Consider the following 20,309-nt stretch of genomic DNA (forward strand, 5'->3'; position numbering starts at 1 on the left):
GTTAATGAATATTATTTTCTAAATCACAGCGTAATTAGCGTAGCGTTACAGACCATACCCGAACGGTACGGACCAAGATTGTTTAAATAGAACAAATTATCGTTAATATCCAGACTGCCTAATCGTACTCCTTTCAAGCGAATAGGTACAGACAGATCCAGCGTAGCAATGTCCGAAGGGAGTAGGTAAAAGGAAGCATTTAGCATTCTTGGCCTTCTTAATATGCGTTTTGTGGCCGTAAAATAGCGCGCGATTAGGCTTTCTTCCATTTGCCCTGAAAGATCTGTAAACGCCAAAGAAAACGCTTTATCATCCGTTCTGTCTATCGACAGCGAAAACGTGCCCTGCATGATGTCAGAAATCGTTAAGGCTAGGTTCAGGCAAGTTATAGATGGCAGGTTTCTATTCCCTTAAATACATCTGACGCGTCGGTGCGATTGTCTGGTCATGGTTCAATTAATGTTTGCGCAAGCTGGCTCAACAAAGCCTCCAGTCAAACGGAGCAAGTCCAGTAGCCTCTCCGTAATGTATCGGTACTGGTTTATACAGATGCGTACTACCGTTCACTCAGTTCATGGAAGGGCGAAAGTGCTATAAGGTGTAAATTGCTTTCGTGCTGACTATCAATAAAGAGGCCGTTGAGTAAACCTTAAATACCAGGCAAATGGGCTACTTGATTACTTTCCTGATTGGCGTTCTTTTCCTTGCCGGTTCACTGTACTTAGTTTCTACCTCTGTTCATTTTATAAAGACCGGTACGCGTACCGTGGCCACAGTCGAAGAGCTTGTTCAGGAACGTAGCAAAAAGGGGAAGTCCACTTACCGGCCTATTTTTAGATTTACGACGATCACCGGTAAAGACATCCATTATGCCTACAAGGTGGCCAGCTCTCCGCCAGACTGGGCCGTGGGCGAAAAAGCTACCGTTGTGTATAAGCTAGACGATCCTGAAAATCCAATGGTGCTCAGTTACTTTGGCGCCTTTGGCTGGGCAGTCATTGCATTGGCCATTGCCTCCGTACTACTCATTGTTGGGGGCGGCTATTACCTGTTCGGCTATTACGCAAAGCAATTTTTAGTGTAGGTATTAGCCATTGCCGGACTTGGTCATCTCACTCTCCTTATTTTGTATTCACTATCCGTTGGCGCTCTAATTGTTGGCGAATCAATTGAAGCCGTCGAATGCTGGCTTTGTTCCCATCCTGAGCGGTGGCAACGGCCAGCTTTACACAGTTAAACAGATTGGAGGTTTTCGCCCAGGGAGAAATCACAAATGGTGTTTCGGGCAGGTGGCGACACCGGAAATAAGTAAGCAGTTCGTCTAACTCGTTCATAGTTACTTACTATACGATTGAGGAGGTGGCGAGGTTTTGAAAATCTACCATTCTTTACTAAAAGGTAGGTTGTTCCACCCAATTCATGACTTGTCTGGTAAACCGGCTTACGATGGCATTGGGTTTTAGTTGATTAGCTGACCAGCTATTGGATCAAATGGATAGCTTTTTGTTTCCAATCAGAAGGACTGGAATGCAGCAGGAGCCAGAGAAAGGAGCGAGTAGTGTGTTGCCGAAATCTGGATGGAATTTAGTAAATGTTAATAGGTAATTAAAAGGAGTAAACTACAGATATACAGTTTTTTAGCGACTCGAAAATTTATGGTAAATATTCATCCGTTCACTCATAAAAACGGAGTATTGGCAAGGTTTTGGCATCGTTTCATGTAAAAAAACAACAATCGTCATGGCCTCTCCCATAAACATCCATTTACTGAAAGAATACATCAAGACATTCATTGCCACGGAGGTAGTCTTTCCGGGTATTCCGCCCCGGCAGTGGGGTGCCGAGTTTAGCCGTTCGGAGTTGAATGCGATTTACGTTGGGCTAAAATTTGTCATTAAAAAGGCTCACCCCCTCCAGGACAGAGCGATGATTGCCGCCTTCGAGCAAATTGACGAGTCGGAGTCGTTGAATTTGCATTGGTTCTTGTACGATTATTGGCGCGAAGTGGTCATCATCCTGGGGCTCTACCCTAATTTGGGTGATAGCCACCCCTCCAGTTATAGTCCCAGGCAACCCTACCAGGGTTGGAGTTGGCACTAGTCAGTCAGAACTAGTTGCCTGATGTACCGTCGGCATAGGCGGTTGTGTGCAGAAAATTGGTATGGGTACGATGAAGATATAGGCTACCAGAGAGGGTTGAGGAAAGGCCTGGCCAACTCGACATGCTGATGAAGCGCTTGCGGGAAACAAAATAAATTTCCAACAAAAAAAAGCCCCTTCCTTTTCAGGTTGGGGCTTCGTATATAGGTTGGTTGTCTGCTCTTATGGACTAGAACGGCAGGTACTAGTCTTTAGATAACGGAACCCTGAAAAAGTCACAAAAAACGCTGGACTCAAGCGGGCCAGCGTTAAAATCTACTCCATAAGTGATTGCTAAGTGCAATTGGAAACTAATAGACGTTAAACTGGCTAATTAGTAACATGGGAATGATACAAACAGCTTGAGGCCGTATTTCCGGGTATGAAAAATGGCTACGCCTGTTAAGTTAGTTACGGACGCCTATGAGGCCCAACAGCCAGCTCCCCACGCGACGTATTGGACGTGTGGTTTTCTCGTCTGGAGAAACTGGACCTGCCTCGGGACCTGATGTGTCGGTAGTAAGCTGTCTTTTGATGGATTCAATTACAGTATCTGATGGCTTTTTGGATTGAATAAGCCGAACGGCTTCAATAGGAATTGTTAGTTGTTTACTCCCTGTTTTTGTTTTTACCAAAACTGAATAGTTCAGCTCGTCTTTGGGAGAATGCTCCAGATACTGAACAGCGCCAGCCATACCCAGTAACAACTCGATTGGCTCTTTGTCCGATTTGTAATATGCGTTCATTGTGTAGTTGTTTATACCGCTTCAGATCGGTCGATGTGCTTGGGTATAATGACGCATTGCTAAAGCAAAAAGCTGCAAAATCAACCACACTATGACTATGCCGCTCGATTAGTCTACACTTTTGGTGAAACAGCACGAGATCATACGCTTAGTGGGTAACAACGCTCGCTTATCGGCCATCTTTATCATCGTTGCTGATTTTCTTGCCTTTTTTACCACCCCCCGTATTCATTTGCCCAAAGCGCCATTCAAAGGTGAGCCGCACGGAACGACGGATAAAATAGGAGTGAGCTTCTGATTCAAAGGTCGGTGCCGATTGCCGGTTGGTCTGACTTACTCCTCGGTTAAACGGATTGTTCAGCCCGAGTGTCAGACTGGCCTTTTTGTCCATGAATTCGCGTTTGGCAGAAATACTGTGCCAGTAGAAACCCGTATTGATACCTTGCAGACTTAGCCAGCCCGAACTAAAGTTTCCATTGGCCTGTAGGGTATAGTTTTGAGGTAGTTTGTAGCTGGTGTTTAAATTGACACTCCAGACCAGCCCACTGTTACTCTGATTTAGCGCCGGGCTATTCAACATTACATAACGAATGTCGCCACCTCCATTTAAATTCCAGTTCTTAACCGGCTGACTGGATAGATTCAGGTTTAAACCAACTGCTTTTCGCTGGGCAATATTCTGGGGCTTACTGATGGAGATGCCGGCTGCGTCAACCGTTGAGAGGTAGTCGATCGCATTGTTGGTAAGCCGATAATACAGAGCCGTATTTACCGATAGTCCTTTCTTGGTACTCACATTGTACGAAAGTTCACTGGCATGGCTCAGTTCGGGATTGAGATACGGATTGCCCGTCTGGATATTTTTAGGATCGCTTTGGTTGAGCCAGGGATTCAGATACCAGACCATCGGACGCTGAATGCGTTGGGTATAGCTGATCTTCAGGGTATGCGTTTTAATACTTTTGGAGAGGGTGATGCTGGGAATCAAGTTCGTATACTCACTGGCGAGTTTGGTTTGCGTGGTCAGGAAATCCCCCCGAATATCGGTATGCTCAAAGCGGGCACCGGCATTCAAACTCCACTTCCGTTTCGTATCGATCCGCAAGGCAGTATAGCCCGAATAAATCCGTTGTGTGTAGTTGAAGTCGTTTGATTGAGAGGAGTCGGCTACCAGGGGACTCTGCCCATCCAGCGACTGCGTAACCCGGTATTCACTACCAATGTCGCGCAGAATACCTTTTGCGCCAATCTCAAGTTTGATATTGGTTGTGTCTCGTCGTCCATTAATTGTGAACGGGTGGGTGTAGTCAGTCTGGAAGGTGTATTCGGTATTGTTGCTGTAGTTGGAACTGTGTTGCCGATAGATCAGTAAATCGGCCGTGGAAAATCGGTCGGTGTCATACACGTAATTGTCAGGCATTCGGCTGAACTGGGTTAAGATCGAAAACTCCTGTCCGGGCTTTTGAAACGATTTAGTGTAGCCAAGATCAAATTGCCCATTGCCGTATGGATTCCGGAAGTTAACGTTATTTCGAAAGGCCTGCAATTCAGCCCCAGCCGGATTCGTCAGTCGGTTCACCACCGTGCTGTTATTGGGATAATAGCCACCCCATGCATTAGCCGCAAAGTTGATATGATTGGTAGAATCCGGGTCATAGTCAACACTCATCTCGCCATATCCGCCGGTGCCCGTATTGTCGGCACTACTCGTCTGGGTTAGTATGTTCAGCGGCACGCTTGGGCCATCACTACTGGGTAGGAGGGTGGTTCGGACGGATTGATTTTCGCGCTGGTTACGAAACTGGTAACCATTGGCAGATAGCGAAAGGCCAAACTTCTTTTTCTTCAGATTAAGGCTTGTACCGATTCCACGGTTTAGATTACCCGCCGTAACCGAAGCGGTGCCATTAAAGCCCTGGAGGGCTTTTTTTGTGATAATATTGATGATCCCGGCCGATCCTTCAGCATCGTACTTGGCACCTGGGCTGGTAATGACTTCAATGGATTTGATAACATTCGCGGGCATCTGGCGGAGAGCATCGGCCAGATTACGGGCCATCATGGCTGAGGGCTTTCCGTTGATCAACACCTTGATATTTCCGTTGCCCCGCATCTGCACGTTCCCATCCATGTCAACGCTTAGGGTAGGTACTTTTCGGAGTACATCGGCCGCCGTACCGCCCGCATTCGAGATATCTTTTTCCGCGTTATAAACGAGTCGATCGCCTTTATCTTCAACAATCGCTTTCTGACCAGCTACCGTTACTTCGCCCAGTGTTTTTCCTTCCGAAGCAAGCAGGATAGAACCGAGCTGACGTTCGGGTTGATCTGCGGTAAGTACGACCGGCAGATTTTTGGTACTGTATCCCACAAATGACACCGTTAGCCGATAACTGCCTACTGGTAAATTAGGCAGTATGAACATGCCTGCTCCATCGGTAGTGGTTCCGGTAATCAGTTTAGCGCCATTCATCAGGGCCACCGTGGCGAAAGGAACGGGCTTTGTTGTTGTTGAATCCGTAAGCGAGCCGGACAGCTTACCGGGGTTAAGGGCTTGGGCCAGGGCACTAGCAGCCCCGACGCCAAGCAGAAGCAGCGTGAAAAGATGTTTCATCGAAAAGTAGATCAGAAAGAGAACCTGTTAGAAGCGAGTGACTAAGCCAGCAGGGATTAAATTGTGGTGGATAACAGCAGCGTGATCCGGTTTCACGCTTATCCGTTACTTAAATGAAAGATGGATGTTGACACACATATGTTGCATCCTACGTTAAAATAGTCCTCAGATTTTTATGATCATTATGAGTTAGGTGTGATTTTACCCGCAATAGCCAGCATTCGAAGAACCAGAAAAATCATAATCGCATTCGCGGCCAGGCAATCATTACAATCATAAAAATCTGTGTTCTATTTCGTAGACGACTCAACCGGCAAAGTATTACAGATTGGTGCTAAAAAAAGTACAGCTGAACTCCCTAAGGTACTTGATGAGCCTAATTCCGATTAATTCTCAACTCAAACTGACAACCATGATCAGGCAAGAGAAAGATATTTGCCGATGTAACTAATGACTTGCACCATGGCTGATTTTGATCATCGAATCCTATTTGTGACTATCTACGCGGCTTTTAATGCACGGGCTATTGACGAGGTACTGGTTAATATGCATCCTGACGTCGATTGGCCAAACGGCTGGGAAGGAGGATGGGTAAAGGGGCATGATGCTGTGCGCGACTACTGGACCCGTCAGTGGAACGTAGTGAATCCGCGGGTTGAGCCACTACGCTGCGAAACCGATGTGAATGGCCAGATTGTTGTTGATGTTCACCAGGTTGTAAAGGATCTGTCAGGTACTATTCTGGCAGACGGGATGGTACAGCATGTCTACCAACTGGAGGATGGGCTTATTCGGCGGATGGAGATCAGGGAAGTTTGAGTAAGTGCCTACTTTCCATCCGCCAGCAAGGGTTACTTTTGGATAACCGGAAACTGCGAAATCCGTAGAGTCGTGCATCCATAGGGAACCAGGCTAATTTCTTCTTCCTGTTCGGCTTTCAGAGTATAGATCGGGCTGTACGGAATTGGTCCAGCCATCTCGCTATAGAGTTGCCAGAACGGAATACGCTTCGCTTTTACCCGAATTTCTGAAGGGGCATTTTCCAGATTCCAGGGGTAATTTGTTATCGTTTCTTTGTTGATCACCTTTGTAGTTTGGGCTAACTGCTTATCGGCTACGTCCAGTAATCCGAAGTTCCAGGGCGTGGTGGGACGAACCTCCGTATAGTGGTTACCGTAATTAATCGGGTCTTTGTCATTCTGGACACCGGTCGATTCTTCTCCCATTTTCAGCGCGTACGTCAGCGGGCCCCGTTCAATGGAAACGGAGTTTTCGTACCACTGATTTTTGAAGACGTGCATGGGCAGGCGCAATTCGACCACATCGCCCGATTTCCACGTGCGATTGATCACGACGATCTGATTACCTGCTGATGTTTTTAAAAGCGTACCGTTTACCGAAATACTGGCCTCCCTGCACCAGGCTGGAATTCGCAGGTGGAACGGAAATTTGAGTGGATTTGCAGACTTATCTGTCGTTAATGTAAACCGGATGAGGTCATTGAACGGGTAGGTAGTTTCTTCCGTGAAACTTACTTCATGGCCGCCCGCCACATAGGCCTTTACCTGACTGGGCGAATAAACCAAAGCCGCTAGACCCTGATCAGCGGTAGCATACCATAGGCTTTGGGTAAATTTGGGCCAGCCCTGGTGCATGTTGGCCGTGCAGCAAGGATAGCCCGTCAGCAAGCCCACGCAGCCATCGGTGCCGCCATGATTTTGATCGAAATTACGTACATGTCGCGTCAGCATGACCTGATTGGCCTGTTGAAAATACTGACGGCCCATAAAGTCATCGCTAACCTGAGCAGGCAAGGCATTAAAGGCGATTTTCTCCAACTGGTCGGCAAAGGATACGTTGCCCGTAATACCGACCATACTTTCCAGGCTAAACATCATTTCCACGGCCGTACAAAGTTCAGACCCCTGGGTGGGATTGTTTCCATGCAGGGCTTCGTCGCCCCCGTACAGGCCATGGGCCATCCCATTGTACCGGCGGATGTCGGCAAATCCTTTGGTTACGGCTTCCAGATACCTGGGTTCGGTATGCTGCTGGTAATAAATTATTGGCTCTTTAATTCCCTGAGCCAGGTTTACACAGTGAATACTGCCTAGTTGGGAGAGCATGTTGGTGTTCAGAAACCCGTTGGTATAATCGAAGGTTTGCTTGTGAAGGAGGTCGGCTAGTTTGAGCAGAAATGCATCGCCAGTTTGGTTGTAAAGCCAGTAAACAACCATCAGGTTATCGCCAGCCCGGTACCGCGCCCAGAACGTCCAGTGATCGAGCGGGTAGGTGGGGAGTTGCTGCAACTGATATTTGAAGTAGTTGGTCATCAGCTTAATCACGCGAGGATCTCCGGTTGCCGAGTGGTACTGCTTCAGGATTTTTAGCATCACCATTTTAGGCCACCAGTCCTGACAATTATCGCGTTGCAGACCTGCCTCATGCGGATAATCTTTTAATGGACCAAAATAGCCATTGGGTTGCTGGCTGTTAATGGCCCACTCTACCCAGGGTTTCGTTTTGGCAATCAGTTCTTTATCATCCAGCAGATAGGCGAGGGGCAACAGACCGTCGATCCAATACGGGCCCCGTTCCCACTGGTCACCATCACCACCCAGCCAGCCATTCCGATTGCCCATCACGGATGGATAGAGCTCATCGAGACGCCCCGATGCCCCCGTCTTTTGCCGTAAAAGCATTTCTTTAAGCCAGCCATTAGCCTTGATAGCCCCCAGCGGTAACTCGATATAGGGATTGGGACGAAGTGGCTTTCGGTTGTTTAGATAGGTCCGGGAGGGAATGGGCTTACCTAATGGCTGAGCACTTGTTTGGATGGCTATCAGTAAACAAAATAAACACAAAAGAGATGGGCGCATAAAAGGTCGAGCAGATGAATCGTTTCCTGTATCAGATGGTAAAGGAACAAATGACTAAAAATTACCATTTTGGGCTAGCCTACAAAACTTGACGACCGTTTGCACGGAAATTGGAGATGCAGGTTAGTCTTTTTGCTTATTTGTTGCCTAAAGGGTGGATTATGGTGTTGAATTGAATTAAATAGGAACATGAAGCTAGTATGAGAGTTCGTCAAATTGCGGTTTCTGTTTTAAGCATGTTCGTTAGTCATGCGGTTTGGTCGCAAAGCCCTGTTAGTGGAACTGGAAGCCTCAGTTCCGGTGGACGAACCCGTACGTTCTCCTATCATTTACCCACTAACCTTCCCAAAGACAATTTGCCAGTTGTTCTTGCCTATCATGGCGATGGTGGAACAGGGGCTTCCTTTCAAGCCTATGCCGGATTGGATGCGGTTGCCAATGCACAGAATTTCATTGTGGTCTATCCCGATGCCGTACCGGTAGGAGGGAGCCTTCAATTTAACAAATACGCCGATACAGCACCCGGATTTGGCACGGCTGGTGATGCAAACGGCCCCAATCCCGCTGACCCCAATGCGCCCGACGATGTATTGTTTACATCAGATCTGATTGACTATTTCGCTCAGAAATACCGCATCAACCGAAATCGGGTGTATGTGACCGGCCACTCAGGAGGGGGCTATATGTGCTATTTCCTGAGTATGGCGTTGCCGACTAAAATTGCAGCTATTGCGCCTGTTGCGGCCAGTTTATGGGGCAACAACAAGTACCTAAACACCTACTTCTCCGCAACTACTTACAAACCCATCCCCGTTTTGCATATTCACAGTAAAGGTGATCCGACGGTAGATGCCCCCATCATTCCGTACCCAAAAACACCGGCTTACGTCTGGCCACTCTCAAATTACTCAGGCCTTAACTGCAATAACTGGAGTACATACTCAACCACGGCCGTTAACCCGAACGTAGATTCGTTAACCTTTTGTGGGTCCGGGAAAAAGGTGGTGCTATTGATGACAAAAGACGCTACCCATGGCTGGAGTTCGCAGTTTAACGTGGCACAAACGATCTGGAATTTTGTAAAAGCCTATCAGCTCAATTCGTTTCCAGAAGTTGATAATCACCTGAAAGTAGATCAGTTCGGCTATCTGCCATTGGCCCGGAAAACGGCTGTGATCAGCAGCCCGCAAACAGGCTATAATTCATCAGAAACCTTTACACCCTCCAGCTATTATCAAATCCGCAAAGCCGCGAACGATGCCGTAGTGTTGCGGGGAACGCCAACAGCCTGGAATGGAGGAGCTACCCATGCTCAATCGGGCGATAAAGTCTGGTGGTTTGATTTTTCATCCGTTCAGGAAGCGGGCCAGTATTACGTCTATGATTCACTTCAGCATAAACGTTCCTACACCTTTGAGATCGGAAATACGGTCTACCAACCCGTTCTGAAGCAAGCTGCACGCGTTTTTTTCTATCAACGGAGCGGTTTTGCTAAACAGACACCCTATGCTCAGGCCCCCTGGACCGATGGCGCTGCGTTCCTGGGTACGCAACAGGATACCGATTGCCGACTCGTTAGTAACACGAGTGCGGCTACTTCGCTTGACTTACAGGGAGGCTGGTTCGATGCGGGCGATTACAATAAATACGTACCGTTTACCTACGGCCCACTTGTCGATATGCTCCTGGCTTATCAGGAGAATCCGGTAGCCTGGACGGATGATTTTGCCATTCCGGAGTCGGGAAATGGGGTGCCGGATTTACTGGACGAAGTAAAATGGGAACTCGACTGGTTACGACGGATGCAGCAGCCGAATGGCTCGTTGCTTCATAAAGTATCGGTCACGGATTTCAGTGCTACCTCGCCCCCCAGTGCCGATACGCACGTTCGTCGGTACGGAGCCGCCAGTACCGATGCCACGGCAACGGGGGCGGCTGTATTTGCGCTGGCAGCCATTCAGTTTAAATCGCTCAGTAACCCACAAATGCAGACCTATGGGAGCACACTTCAGGCCGCGGCCATCAGTGCCTTCAACTGGGCGACTGCCAATCCGGCCGTGCTATTTAACAACAATGGATTTCAGAGTGTTGCGGCTACCTATTCAGACCATGACCGATTAGCACGTCGGGTTGCCGCAGCTGCTTTTCTGTTTGTACTCACCGGCGACAATACGTACAAGACTTTTTTTGATGCGAACTACAGCCAGATTCACCTGCTTCAGTGGGGATTTGCCTACCCATTCGAGGCAACCTATCAGGATGCCTTATTGTATTATGCCCGCGCTCCGGGCGCTACGGCCAGTGTCAAAAATGCGATCTTATCGACCTATACAGCCAGTCTGAAAACGACGAATTCGGATAACCTGCCTGCTTACCTGAATCAATCCGATGCGTACCGGGCTTTTCTGAGCAATACCAATTACACCTGGGGTAGTAATGAGACAAAAGCTCACCAGGGGAATATGTTTTTTTCGATGAATACCTACAATCAGGATGCCGTCAACAAAACGAATTACCGGGATGCAGGCATGGGTTTTATTCATTACCTGCACGGTGTGAATCCTACGGCCTATTGCTACCTGACGAATATGGGCACTTATGGAGGAGAGTTTTCGGCGCCAACCATGTACCACTCCTGGTTTGGCGATGGTACCGTTTTTGATTTTAATCCGCCACCGGCCTATCTGATGGGCGGTGCGAATCCTACCTACGCACCCGATGCGGCATATTCAGGGCCACTAATTAGCCCTCCGCAAAACCAACCCATTCAGAAATCCTATAAAGCCTGGAATACCAGCTACCCAGAGAACTCCTGGCAGCTAAATGAACCCGCCATTTATTCGCAGGGGGCTTATTTACGACTGCTTGCTCAGTCAATATGTTATACGGATGTGGTGACCAGTGTAAAATCGGGTAGTTGGAATGATCCTTTTACCTGGGCGTGTGGTCGAATTCCGTCAATTACTGATCGCGTGAGTATACAATCATCACACATTGTTACAGTCGATGCCGTCGTCAACGCTAAAAAGCTGGAGTTGAAAGGGAAGCTAACCTATACCAATGGAAGTAAGCTCAATATAGGTAACTAACATTGCCAAACCTCCCAGTTCGCATCTATAAATGCTGACTGGGAGGTTTGTTAATAAATAATTGGTTTGTTCGCCTACTCGTGCGTAGCTACTATAGAGGAGGGCTCAGGCACTTTATCAACAAGGTCAATTTTCTCTACAGATACAACCAGTGTAGCCAGCGCATTTTTAGAACGTTCGTCAACCATCAGGACCCAGTCTGTTTTCACAATACGGTGGGTTTTATGGCCAATGGGATTATGTACAGTTGCGTTGGTGGCCTGCCGACGAGCCAGTGTCATGTTAATCGTATCACCTTCTTTGAACGTAGGCACAAAGCTGAAATAGCCATCTGCCACAACATTGCCTGCCTTGTTCTCAGAACCGGACTCGTAAAATATAACCTTCAGGTTTTCGGATTGATTGCTCATGTGGGGGTAGTAGGATTAAAGGTACTAACACGTACCTAACAGCCTGGCCCTGGTAAAAGTTATTAGTTTCGTTTCGATACAGCAGGTTTCGTAAACGGTAACGTAAATAACATTGGTAGCCGGTTTTTTGCAAAACAAGCGCAATCGGCGTACTTTTGCGGCTATAAAGAGGGTCCCGTAGCTCAGCTGGATAGAGCATCTTCCTTCTAAGAAGGCGGTCATTGGTTCGAATCCAATCGGGATCACATTGATAATCAGTCAGTTAGCTTAATGGCTAACTGACTTTTTTATTGACGGTTTAAATAATGGTTTAAACAAGTGTATTTCACATACGGGAAGATGCTCCTACTAAACTTACTATTAAATTAAACAGCTATGCACTGTACATTATTTGAGCCGCTAAACCTTAATGTCGGTGACACTATTTGGATTTTGAACAAAAGAGGGGAAGGCACCAATGGTAGGTATATAGGCGGTTATAATAGAACTCATAAAGTGTTTCAGTTCGCAAATTTCAGCAACGGTCAAACAGAATTGTTATCGGTAGATAAACTGCAAAGGATAGAGGTAGTACAAAGTAGACTTGCAACAAAACACTGGACAAATTTTTAAGCAACCTTTTGTAGTCGCCCATTATAATAGTCAAAAGGGGAAAGATACCCCAGCGCCGAATGCCTTCGTTGGCGATTGTACCGCACGGGCGGCCCTGCAAATCTCTATGTACTCAAAAACAGCTTGTTTAGCTATGGCTTGCGTTTGGAAATCCTGCTGATACACCAACTCTGACTTGAGGCTTTTGAATCGGATCGATCGCCGAAGCGAAAGCTTTCCGCCACTGCATTATCCCAACACTTACCTTTTTCGCTCATGCTTTGTACAACTAGCGGGTATTTTTTCAATAGTTTGGTAAAGCTATAACAGGCATACTGCACTCCTCGATCAGACCGGGGCGCCGGAGCGATGAAAGATTAAGGTCCGCTCGATAGGCCGCTTTTTAATGGCCATCTGCCAAGCCGGGATAGTTGTTTCAGCAGCCCTCATGGACGTACTCAAGGCCCAACCGCTCCGGCGGCCCGGCAATCACTTTTCGATCATACAAATCCATAATCATAGTCAGATACAGCTAGCCTTCCCCTGTACGGATATAGCGGGGCCGCCCGTGCGGTCAGATCCGAAACCCAGGCCAGGCCCGGTTTTACCGGATTGAATTGGCGGTTCAAATGGTTTTCTGCTACTGGGTAGGCGTGCTTTGAATCTGTAGTGGTGACCACATACTTCTTCTGAATGACGCTTTTGAGATTAGCCTGCCTAATGAGTCTAGCCACTCGGGGCCGGGATACCTTTACACCCTGGGCCCTCAGATCTCGAGTGATTTTGGGGCTCCCATACCGGCCTTTACTGGCCGTGAATAAGTTACTAATTAATTGAGTGATAGCTTCATTCTCACGTGCCCGTTTGGTGGGTCGTTGGGCTAGCCAATAATAATAGCTACTACGGTTTACTTGTAGTACTTTACACATCCGCACCGGCGGACCGGTCTCAACGGGGGACTCAACTTGGTGAGCTTTTATAAATCCAACTATTTCCCGTCGCTCCTGGAGAAGATGCCGACCGCCTTTTTTAGAATATCACGTCGCTTCGGCGATCCGATCTAATTCAGCCTGTTTGAGCTCCTTTTTTAGGCGTATTATTTCTTGTTGCTCTTGGTTCACCTGGGCCTGGCTAACGGCTAGGGTGCCTTGAGCAATCACTCGTTCTTTGCGCCACCTGGTTAGAATTTATGGGGTTATCCCCAACTCATCAGCGGTTGTCTTCAGAGAGCCTTTTAGATTCAATTATGGTTTAGTTTGGCGTTCAACGCGGCTCTCTAATTGCTCAATTCGTTTCTGTTGCTGAATCATGTACAACGTCAGTTCCTCAATTTTTTCCAGCAACGTAGCATTCATTTTGACTAGGTCAATTCCTTCTTTGACTAATTCAGTAGCCGACGGTACACCGGGTAAGTGTCCCTGCTCACGCACATAGTTTGCTACTGAGTCCAGCGGGCGGAGTTGATAGGTTGGTGAAAAGACTTTGTCGCTCCACTCAGTTACATTGCTGATACGTAGCTGATAGCGGGCCTTGATTACGTCGCCCCGTTCATTTACGGTTAGAAATTGATCCGTATGCTGGGTAGTAGGGCTGTTGGTCGTTAAATCGGCCAGTCGTAAGCCAGATACGTTCGGTTGGCCACTACTGATATGTAGCCGTGCGGTTGGGGCAGTAGTGCCAATACCGACGTTGGCCTGATTGCCTATCACCACTGCATTACTGACTGTAACGCGGGCACCGGCACCAATAGCTGTTGCATGGTGTAAGGCCATGGATTCCGCACTTGCCTGATGACCGATCATTGTGTTGCTGGTTCCTGCCCACTGACCTCCACCGGCCTCACCGCCAATAATTACATTGTGTCCTCCTTTCCCATCACCTGCCTGAGCGTTATAGCCCATCAATACATTATCATCGCTGGTAGTGATGGCTGTACCTGAATTGGGACCAATGATGATGTTATTGTTGCCCGTTGTATTATTGTAGCCTGCACCAGTGCCAACAAAGGTATTATTGTTGCCGAGTGAATTATTATAACCCGCAGATTGGCCAACAAAAGTGTTAGATAAACCCGTGTTATTAAAATATCCTGCATTAGATCCAATAAACAAATTTCGGGTGCCCGTTGAATTGCTATAACCTGAACTGTAGCCTATAAATGTATTCCAAGAACCTGATGCATTAGAATACCCTGCATTACTGCCCAAAAAAGAATTGTTAGAGCCTGTATTGGTACCTATTCCTGCCAGACTACCAACATATACATTTTCACTACCGGTTGTGGAACTTGAACCCGCAGAGGTTCCGACAAATGTATTGCGTACACCTGTCGTATTACTATGGCCTGACAAAACACCCAAAAAAACATTACTGTAACCGGTTGTATTGGCATCTCCTGACACATTTCCAAAAAACACATTGCTGTAACCCGTAGTGTTATTATAGCCTGCCTTTCGCCCTACAAATGAATTTCCAAAGCCAGATGTGTTCGTAAACCCTGCAGAGCTACCCACGAACGTGTTCTCGATGCCATCAAAATTGAATAGCCCAGCATTAGCTCCTATAAATGAATTGTCATTACCTGTTCTGTTAGTATTGCCTGCTGACCGTCCTAAAAAGACGTTGCTGTAGCCACTGGTATTATAGAACCCTGCATTTCCTCCCACAAAAGTATTGCTTCCGCCCGTTGTATTAGAATATCCTGCAGCAACTCCTAAAAAAGCATTGCCTCCACCTGTAGTAGTAAGGCGTCCTGCATTAAACCCATAAAATACATTATCTGTGCCACTGGTTAGAGAATAACCCGCGTAAGCACCGGTAGCTGTGTTGTCTTGACCAGTCAGACTGGTATTTCCGGCATTTATACCTACTAATGTGTTAAACTGACTAGGAGAGTTTGTTGCGGGCGAAGTGGCTACATAGTTATTCTGTGCTAACAAGGGGAAACCGAATAAAAGTGGAAATAAGTAAAATATTTTTTTCATTGTATAGAGGCATTGGTTTAGTTGATTCTTAAAATAGCTTCGGCGTTTTTTAGCGCAAATATGTTGCCATAAAACTTGAGTGTTACATTATTAAAGTAAACTATTTAGGTAATTACGTGCCCAAACTTGTACTTAGAACAAAGAAATAGTGTAGTACAGGCACATGGGGTGTTCAATTGATTGGCAGATAAAAAAATGGGTCGGGGGAACCACCCACCCGACCCAATGAGCCGGGGGAACCACCCGCCCGGCTCTGACCAAACCAAGTAGCCAGTAAAGGCCGCTCGTTTGGCTCAAACGTACAAAAGGTAAACCGTCAACTCAACCGTCAACCAATAGCTACTTATTGGCTATTCCGTCAACCAATCCGGCAACCGGGAAAATACCCATATTTAATTTATTGATAATCAGATAATTGACTCGTTAGGTTGTAATCCAATCGGGATCACGCTGAAAATTAGCTAGTTAACTGTATTGTTGGCTAGCTAATTTTGTTTTGGTTTAAACAACTTATACGCTCCAAGCGTAAAACACTCAAGTAGTAGGATAAAATTGGCTTTATGCCTTTTGCCTTATTAAGCCATTCTTCGGTCCGTATAAGCTGCTGTCAGGTACTCGATGCCCACCCAGACGAAAGCAAAGCTATGTATGGGATTACGAGCTGTAGTTTAAGGACAAGAAAAAGAAATTTGTTTTCGGAGCGTCACTTGTTCTGTTTAAAACAGAGAACGTTAATGATTAGTAGTCTAATTTTGTAAACAGTAACAACTTCAGTAGAGCCCCCTCACCGCGTTTGCAATCTGGAAGCAATTAATGTCTATTCAATTAAACCGTCTGTAATGAAACGCATTCTGTCAATCGTTCTATCGCTGACTACACTTCTTGCCTTTGGCCAAAACGCCGAAATTGGCCGGCAAGTAAACCAACCCCTACGCAAGAATAGCATGCCACTTACTGATAGTCTGAAATTGAACGCTCTAAAGACTGATGCAATTAACCAGCCTTACAGCATGACGCTATCTGGAAATGTAACGATAGGTGGTATTAATAAGGTTGGCAAATTAACCTATAACACACTCAATACGGCCAATTCGCTCCACATCGGTATTGATCCTGTGAATGGGGACGACACAAAAGACCCCTCCGATTATACCGTTCAGACTGAAAGTTTTACCAGCGGGGTCGTGTTCAAAACCATAGACAAGGCTATCGAATGGATAAACGGTAGTTCGGCTTATAGCTACTTCGTTAGCATTCGTAACACTACATCAGCTAACCCGGTTGTACTGAGTTCAGACCATGAGGTCAATAACAAATTCGTTTTCCTGTATTCAGCAGCGTATCCTGCCCCCGCCTATATGGTCTTGAATGGGGGGCTGTATGCCAGTCCGGGTTCAATGATCCAATTAACTACGATTGATTTAACTTTAAATGGCTCGAATCGGATTGGATTAGACGGGGGCGATATCGTTGTTCAGGGTTCAACTATCCGGCCTTCAGCGTCCTGTTCAAACCTATATGCTCTTACAGTAGGGAGGATGTACCTTGATAATTCGACCTATGTTTTTAGTGCAAACAATCAGAGTATTTTACAACCATCGGGCGGCTATGGAGCACAGGTGAGTGTTGGGATGCATGGCCCTTTGTTGTTTAGTATGGGTTCGTTCACGGGTATTTCGCTTATTTCGGCAGCGCATAGGGGCTATAATCTTAGTGTGAAGTGTAAGGATAACGCTACATTCCCTACGACCTTAAACATCGAAGGTGGGCTTTTCCAATACGGACAGACCCTTGTGCAGGGACAAGCCATTTTCGACCCTACCAATAGTAGCTATAAGAGCGTATTACACGGTCCTACACCTATCCGAACTCCGGATATGAACAGTACCAGTGCCGATTTGACGGGTAGTTTAAAAACGGTGGTCGTTGATGAAAATGGACGTTTTGGGGTTCGTGGTACTAGATTTACCACCGCACAACGCGATGCCCTAACGCCTTATGAAGGCTTAGAAATCTACAATCTGACGACGCACACTAAAGAGTTCTGGAATGGAACTACCTGGAAAACCATTCTTACTAACTAGGCTACTGGTGTTAACCAGGTGGTTACCGGCACCTTATCGCCAGGGCAGTCAACAGTGCCTGATTAGTAAGCAAGAAAGATTACTTACATTGCTTATGCTTATGTAATTTGATGAGATGAAACCACATCATTTAGGGCACAAGATAAGGTTGACAAAGTGGCTACTAACAGCTGCTCTGCTTGGCAGTCTTTTTGCCTTTTTAGGTGGTGGCTTTTTGAGTCAAGACCGTGTAAAAGTCAGCCCAAAGACCGAGCTATGGCTTGTTGCTAAACAGGAGGTCCGTCACCGCGTGTCTGTAAAAAAGACGACAAAATCGAAACGGTTTTTTATCGCTTATAAGCACGTCCAGTTTGCAGTCTTAAGGTTTTATAACGCTTTGACTAATAGTCATATAAGGCTATTTTGCTCCAGTAAACCAGTACTCACACGTTTGTGTACGTTCGTCCAGTTGAAGGCTATTCCTAGTAGCCCCGACGAGCCATATTTGTCTTCTAGAGGTTAGTGCCTCCCCTATAAGCCTATTAAGTGGCTTTCTCATTATTCTTCTCAGTACTGCCTTCCAGCAGTCTCAACTCATTGATATATGCTTATCAAACGAATTAAGCAGCTTTTAAAGCTCATAGGCCTGGTGTGCCTTATTACACTGGCTTTATGTGGCATAGGTATTGTCGGTGTAGGCCCCGTGTTATCACCATCCAGGGAACGCTATATTGATAATGGAATCAAAACCGAATTCCTCCAAACGAAGGGCGACGAAGGGGATTCTATGGAGGAAGAGGAATCTAAATGTTGAATTTGATTCAATATCGATAAAGAAAAATAGTACAAGATTGTATGCACTTTTAGTGAGGGAAATTCTTGTACCAGTTTCAACTTCGCATGCTCCTGATTTCTTTGAACAGTAATCGGGAACATACAAGACCGGACGCTTACTATGTTGGCTTTATTGGGCAGAGATCTGTTTTAGATACAAATAGTTAGTAATGTAGTGAATGGTTATGTCATACAGGCTACATCAATTTGATGTGGCCTGTTTTATTAATTCATTTTCCGGAGTAACCTTCCAATCACATGTACAATTGGCCCAGAATCGAACTGGACCAGCATACTGCCATTTCGACCCCGAATACACTTGTTGTCTTCCTGTAGCACGGCCCTGCATGACAGACCCTTCAATGCAGGATCCGTCATGCGGTCACCCAGATACTTGTAGTGTCTTTTAGTTTCCATATATAATCTATTTGTTAACTCTTTATTTATTATTTACGATAATTTAGTATGTTGCATACATCATAAATCAATGTGTATGAAAAAAGCGCTACCCCCCAAACAACTTATCAACCATATCGAGCCTCAGTCCGTCCTTTACCTGACGGGAGATGCTAATTACAGCCGTATCCATTTGATGAACGGAACCGTATTTTTGTCTGCTTATACCTTAAAATGGTTTGCTCAGAAGTGGCCTGAGTTTCTTCGCCCTCACAAACAAGCCCTGGTCAACCCTGCCTACATTCACCGCCTGCAAGTAGCCGCCAGCCTACGATCCCAAAGCTACGTAGTCATGCAGGATCAAGTTCAGCTACCCATATCCCGCCGTCGAGTACCCGTTATGCTATTTCAGCTAGGACGGGCGTAAACCCCCATTGTAAACACTTGACTTGAACGTTGCTCAGTTGCACTGACTGGCTTGATTTATGTTATAAACTAGCCGTGTAGAGAGGAATAAGTGTGTAAAATGTAATCTAAAATAGGGTTTCAGATAATCATATGTTTGCTGTTAATCGAAAGGTAAAAATAATTGATTTACAGATTTTTATCTGCTAAAAAAATCATGACATTTTTTCTCCTGTTCGTATAGAAAAAACGAACATTGGCAAGATTTTGGCAAGGTTTCATGTATGAAAGCCATCGCCATGTCACCGCACAAAAACATCTATTTACTGAAAGAGTACATCAAGACATTTCTGGCAACGGAGATCGTTTTTCCTGGTATTCTGCCCCGGCAGTGGGGTACGGACTTTACTCAGTCTGAGTTAGATGCGATTTACTTTGCCCTAAAATTTGTCGTCCATAAGGCTCATCCCCTTCAGGATAGACCCATGATTCTGGCCTTTGAGCAAATGGACGAGTTGGATAACCTGAACTTACACTGGTTTTTGTCCGACTACTGGCGGGAACTGGTTGTTATCTTAAGGCTCTACCCTAATTTTGGTGATAGTTACCTGGCCAGCTTAAATTGACGAAAGGATGATAAGCCGCTAGTTGTTTATCATTGTGTCAGCTGTCTTATTATCCCTAAATCGCTTTAAAACCTTTTCTGTCTGGAAGATCAGAAGCCTGCCCAACTCGTATTTCATGAAACCAACCACATGAGTCAACTTTTAAGCCGCTGGCAAAAAGTACAGTGTAGCCGTTGGCACCATGACTTGCTCCTGGTCAGGATGAGGCATTTGACCTAACAAGGGCGACCTGGCGACTACTACTTTATATGGAACTGGTTTACAATCAGGACTAAATACTGATACCTTGTGTTCCGTACCTGGCTGGAAGGTTGGCCCAAAAGCAGTATCAAAATCAATCCAGCAGTCAGGAGCTAACTTAGTGGTAGCTTGGCGTGAGCTGTCCTTGTAGAGTAAAAACTGAAGGAGTACTTCAGGATTTAATAAGGTAGCATTACTTTGCAGCGTGTTCATATAATGTAGTTGTTGTAGTATTGTATTACAAATAAAATATAAAAAGGCCAAAAAGCTAGTTATCTTAAGGGAAATGGTCT

Annotated in this window: 17 protein-coding genes and 1 tRNA gene; 8 read left to right on the forward strand and 10 right to left on the reverse strand. The window is 46.1% G+C overall.

What is annotated here, in order from left to right:
* Nucleotides 1-23 precede the first annotated feature (23 nt).
* A complete protein-coding gene (locus EXU85_RS13490; RefSeq protein WP_142772583.1) occupies nt 24-350 on the reverse strand; it encodes a hypothetical protein in 327 nt (108 codons plus the stop codon).
* 314 nt (nt 351-664) lie between these two features.
* Here EXU85_RS13490 and EXU85_RS13495 point away from each other — a divergent pair, with 314 nt between their 5' ends.
* The gene (locus EXU85_RS13495) at nt 665-1,084 is read left to right on the forward strand and encodes a DUF3592 domain-containing protein (RefSeq protein WP_142772584.1); all 420 of its coding nucleotides are present in this window, start codon (nt 665-667) and stop codon (nt 1,082-1,084) included.
* A gap of 37 nt (nt 1,085-1,121) precedes the next feature.
* Here the strand turns inward: EXU85_RS13495 and EXU85_RS13500 are convergent, their stop codons facing one another.
* Nucleotides 1,122-1,334, reverse strand: coding sequence for a hypothetical protein (locus EXU85_RS13500; RefSeq protein WP_142772585.1), 213 nt, complete (start codon nt 1,332-1,334; stop codon nt 1,122-1,124).
* Nucleotides 1,335-1,740: 406 nt separating this feature from the next.
* Here EXU85_RS13500 and EXU85_RS13505 point away from each other — a divergent pair, with 406 nt between their 5' ends.
* Complete coding sequence (locus EXU85_RS13505; RefSeq protein ID WP_142772586.1) at nt 1,741-2,100, forward strand: hypothetical protein; 360 nt, start codon at nt 1,741-1,743, stop codon at nt 2,098-2,100.
* A gap of 446 nt (nt 2,101-2,546) precedes the next feature.
* Here the strand turns inward: EXU85_RS13505 and EXU85_RS13510 are convergent, their stop codons facing one another.
* The gene (locus EXU85_RS13510) at nt 2,547-2,885 is read right to left on the reverse strand and encodes a hypothetical protein (RefSeq protein WP_142772587.1); all 339 of its coding nucleotides are present in this window, start codon (nt 2,883-2,885) and stop codon (nt 2,547-2,549) included.
* Nucleotides 2,886-3,054: 169 nt separating this feature from the next.
* The gene (locus EXU85_RS13515; protein WP_142772588.1) at nt 3,055-5,499 is read right to left on the reverse strand and encodes a TonB-dependent receptor domain-containing protein; all 2,445 of its coding nucleotides are present in this window, start codon (nt 5,497-5,499) and stop codon (nt 3,055-3,057) included.
* A 462-nt stretch (nt 5,500-5,961) separates the two neighbouring features.
* On the opposite strand from EXU85_RS13515, the gene EXU85_RS13520 reads away from it, so the two are divergent.
* Nucleotides 5,962-6,318 carry a nuclear transport factor 2 family protein gene (locus tag EXU85_RS13520; RefSeq protein WP_142772589.1) on the forward strand — a complete coding sequence of 119 codons (357 nt, stop codon included), beginning with the start codon at nt 5,962-5,964 and terminating at the stop codon, nt 6,316-6,318.
* Nucleotides 6,319-6,350: 32 nt separating this feature from the next.
* Here the strand turns inward: EXU85_RS13520 and EXU85_RS13525 are convergent, their stop codons facing one another.
* Nucleotides 6,351-8,378, reverse strand: a complete 2,028-nt coding sequence (locus tag EXU85_RS13525; protein WP_142772590.1) for a beta-L-arabinofuranosidase domain-containing protein — start codon at nt 8,376-8,378, stop codon at nt 6,351-6,353.
* Nucleotides 8,379-8,578: 200 nt separating this feature from the next.
* On the opposite strand from EXU85_RS13525, the gene EXU85_RS13530 reads away from it, so the two are divergent.
* Nucleotides 8,579-11,467, forward strand: a complete 2,889-nt coding sequence (locus EXU85_RS13530) for a glycoside hydrolase family 9 protein (protein WP_142772591.1) — start codon at nt 8,579-8,581, stop codon at nt 11,465-11,467.
* 74 nt (nt 11,468-11,541) lie between these two features.
* On the opposite strand, the gene EXU85_RS13535 is transcribed toward EXU85_RS13530, so the two are convergent.
* The gene (locus EXU85_RS13535) at nt 11,542-11,877 is read right to left on the reverse strand and encodes a hypothetical protein (RefSeq protein ID WP_142772592.1); all 336 of its coding nucleotides are present in this window, start codon (nt 11,875-11,877) and stop codon (nt 11,542-11,544) included.
* Between the two features lie 171 nt (nt 11,878-12,048).
* On the opposite strand from EXU85_RS13535, the gene EXU85_RS13540 reads away from it, so the two are divergent.
* A tRNA-Arg gene (locus EXU85_RS13540) sits at nt 12,049-12,122 on the forward strand.
* 397 nt (nt 12,123-12,519) lie between these two features.
* Here the strand turns inward: EXU85_RS13540 and EXU85_RS36140 are convergent.
* From EXU85_RS36140 to EXU85_RS13555, 3 genes are all read right to left on the reverse strand, one after another.
* Nucleotides 12,520-12,654: a hypothetical protein gene (locus EXU85_RS36140; RefSeq protein WP_168207788.1), complete on the reverse strand. Its 135-nt coding sequence runs from the start codon at nt 12,652-12,654 to the stop codon at nt 12,520-12,522.
* Between the two features lie 314 nt (nt 12,655-12,968).
* The gene (locus EXU85_RS36145) at nt 12,969-13,397 is read right to left on the reverse strand and encodes an IS3 family transposase (RefSeq protein WP_142772593.1); all 429 of its coding nucleotides are present in this window, start codon (nt 13,395-13,397) and stop codon (nt 12,969-12,971) included.
* A gap of 315 nt (nt 13,398-13,712) precedes the next feature.
* A complete protein-coding gene (locus tag EXU85_RS13555) occupies nt 13,713-15,452 on the reverse strand; it encodes a hypothetical protein (protein ID WP_142772594.1) in 1,740 nt (579 codons plus the stop codon).
* Nucleotides 15,453-16,291: 839 nt separating this feature from the next.
* Here EXU85_RS13555 and EXU85_RS13560 point away from each other — a divergent pair.
* The 3 genes from EXU85_RS13560 (at nt 16,292) to EXU85_RS13575 (ending at nt 19,776) form a co-directional block, all read left to right on the forward strand.
* Entirely contained in the window at nt 16,292-17,536 is a 1,245-nt protein-coding gene (locus tag EXU85_RS13560) for a hypothetical protein (RefSeq protein WP_142772595.1), read from the forward strand.
* Between the two features lie 1,306 nt (nt 17,537-18,842).
* Nucleotides 18,843-19,172, forward strand: a complete 330-nt coding sequence (locus tag EXU85_RS13570) for a LytTR family DNA-binding domain-containing protein (RefSeq protein ID WP_142772597.1) — start codon at nt 18,843-18,845, stop codon at nt 19,170-19,172.
* Between the two features lie 262 nt (nt 19,173-19,434).
* Nucleotides 19,435-19,776 carry a hypothetical protein gene (locus tag EXU85_RS13575; protein ID WP_168207789.1) on the forward strand — a complete coding sequence of 114 codons (342 nt, stop codon included), beginning with the start codon at nt 19,435-19,437 and terminating at the stop codon, nt 19,774-19,776.
* Between the two features lie 141 nt (nt 19,777-19,917).
* On the opposite strand, the gene EXU85_RS13580 is transcribed toward EXU85_RS13575, so the two are convergent.
* Nucleotides 19,918-20,229 carry a hypothetical protein gene (locus EXU85_RS13580; RefSeq protein WP_142772599.1) on the reverse strand — a complete coding sequence of 104 codons (312 nt, stop codon included), beginning with the start codon at nt 20,227-20,229 and terminating at the stop codon, nt 19,918-19,920.
* Nucleotides 20,230-20,309: the final 80 nt, after the last annotated feature.

The sequence above is a fragment of the Spirosoma sp. KCTC 42546 genome (genome assembly GCF_006965485.1).
Lineage (GTDB): Bacteria > Bacteroidota > Bacteroidia > Cytophagales > Spirosomataceae > Spirosoma.

Coding starts and splice junctions, on each gene's coding strand:
- EXU85_RS13575 (WP_168207789.1), top strand. CDS start 19,435: ATGAAAGCCATCGCCATGTCACCGCACAAAAACATCTATTTACTGAAA.
- EXU85_RS13490 (WP_142772583.1), bottom strand. CDS start 350: ATGCAGGGCACGTTTTCGCTGTCGATAGACAGAACGGATGATAAAGCG.
- EXU85_RS13515 (WP_142772588.1), bottom strand. CDS start 5,499: ATGAAACATCTTTTCACGCTGCTTCTGCTTGGCGTCGGGGCTGCTAGT.
- EXU85_RS13495 (WP_142772584.1), top strand. CDS start 665: ATGGGCTACTTGATTACTTTCCTGATTGGCGTTCTTTTCCTTGCCGGT.
- EXU85_RS13580 (WP_142772599.1), bottom strand. CDS start 20,229: ATGAACACGCTGCAAAGTAATGCTACCTTATTAAATCCTGAAGTACTC.
- EXU85_RS13535 (WP_142772592.1), bottom strand. CDS start 11,877: ATGAGCAATCAATCCGAAAACCTGAAGGTTATATTTTACGAGTCCGGT.
- EXU85_RS13500 (WP_142772585.1), bottom strand. CDS start 1,334: ATGAACGAGTTAGACGAACTGCTTACTTATTTCCGGTGTCGCCACCTG.
- EXU85_RS13570 (WP_142772597.1), top strand. CDS start 18,843: ATGAAAAAAGCGCTACCCCCCAAACAACTTATCAACCATATCGAGCCT.
- EXU85_RS13510 (WP_142772587.1), bottom strand. CDS start 2,885: ATGAACGCATATTACAAATCGGACAAAGAGCCAATCGAGTTGTTACTG.
- EXU85_RS13505 (WP_142772586.1), top strand. CDS start 1,741: ATGGCCTCTCCCATAAACATCCATTTACTGAAAGAATACATCAAGACA.
- EXU85_RS13520 (WP_142772589.1), top strand. CDS start 5,962: ATGGCTGATTTTGATCATCGAATCCTATTTGTGACTATCTACGCGGCT.
- EXU85_RS13525 (WP_142772590.1), bottom strand. CDS start 8,378: ATGCGCCCATCTCTTTTGTGTTTATTTTGTTTACTGATAGCCATCCAA.
- EXU85_RS13555 (WP_142772594.1), bottom strand. CDS start 15,452: ATGAAAAAAATATTTTACTTATTTCCACTTTTATTCGGTTTCCCCTTG.
- EXU85_RS13530 (WP_142772591.1), top strand. CDS start 8,579: ATGAGAGTTCGTCAAATTGCGGTTTCTGTTTTAAGCATGTTCGTTAGT.
- EXU85_RS36145 (WP_142772593.1), bottom strand. CDS start 13,397: ATGTGTAAAGTACTACAAGTAAACCGTAGTAGCTATTATTATTGGCTA.
- EXU85_RS13560 (WP_142772595.1), top strand. CDS start 16,292: ATGAAACGCATTCTGTCAATCGTTCTATCGCTGACTACACTTCTTGCC.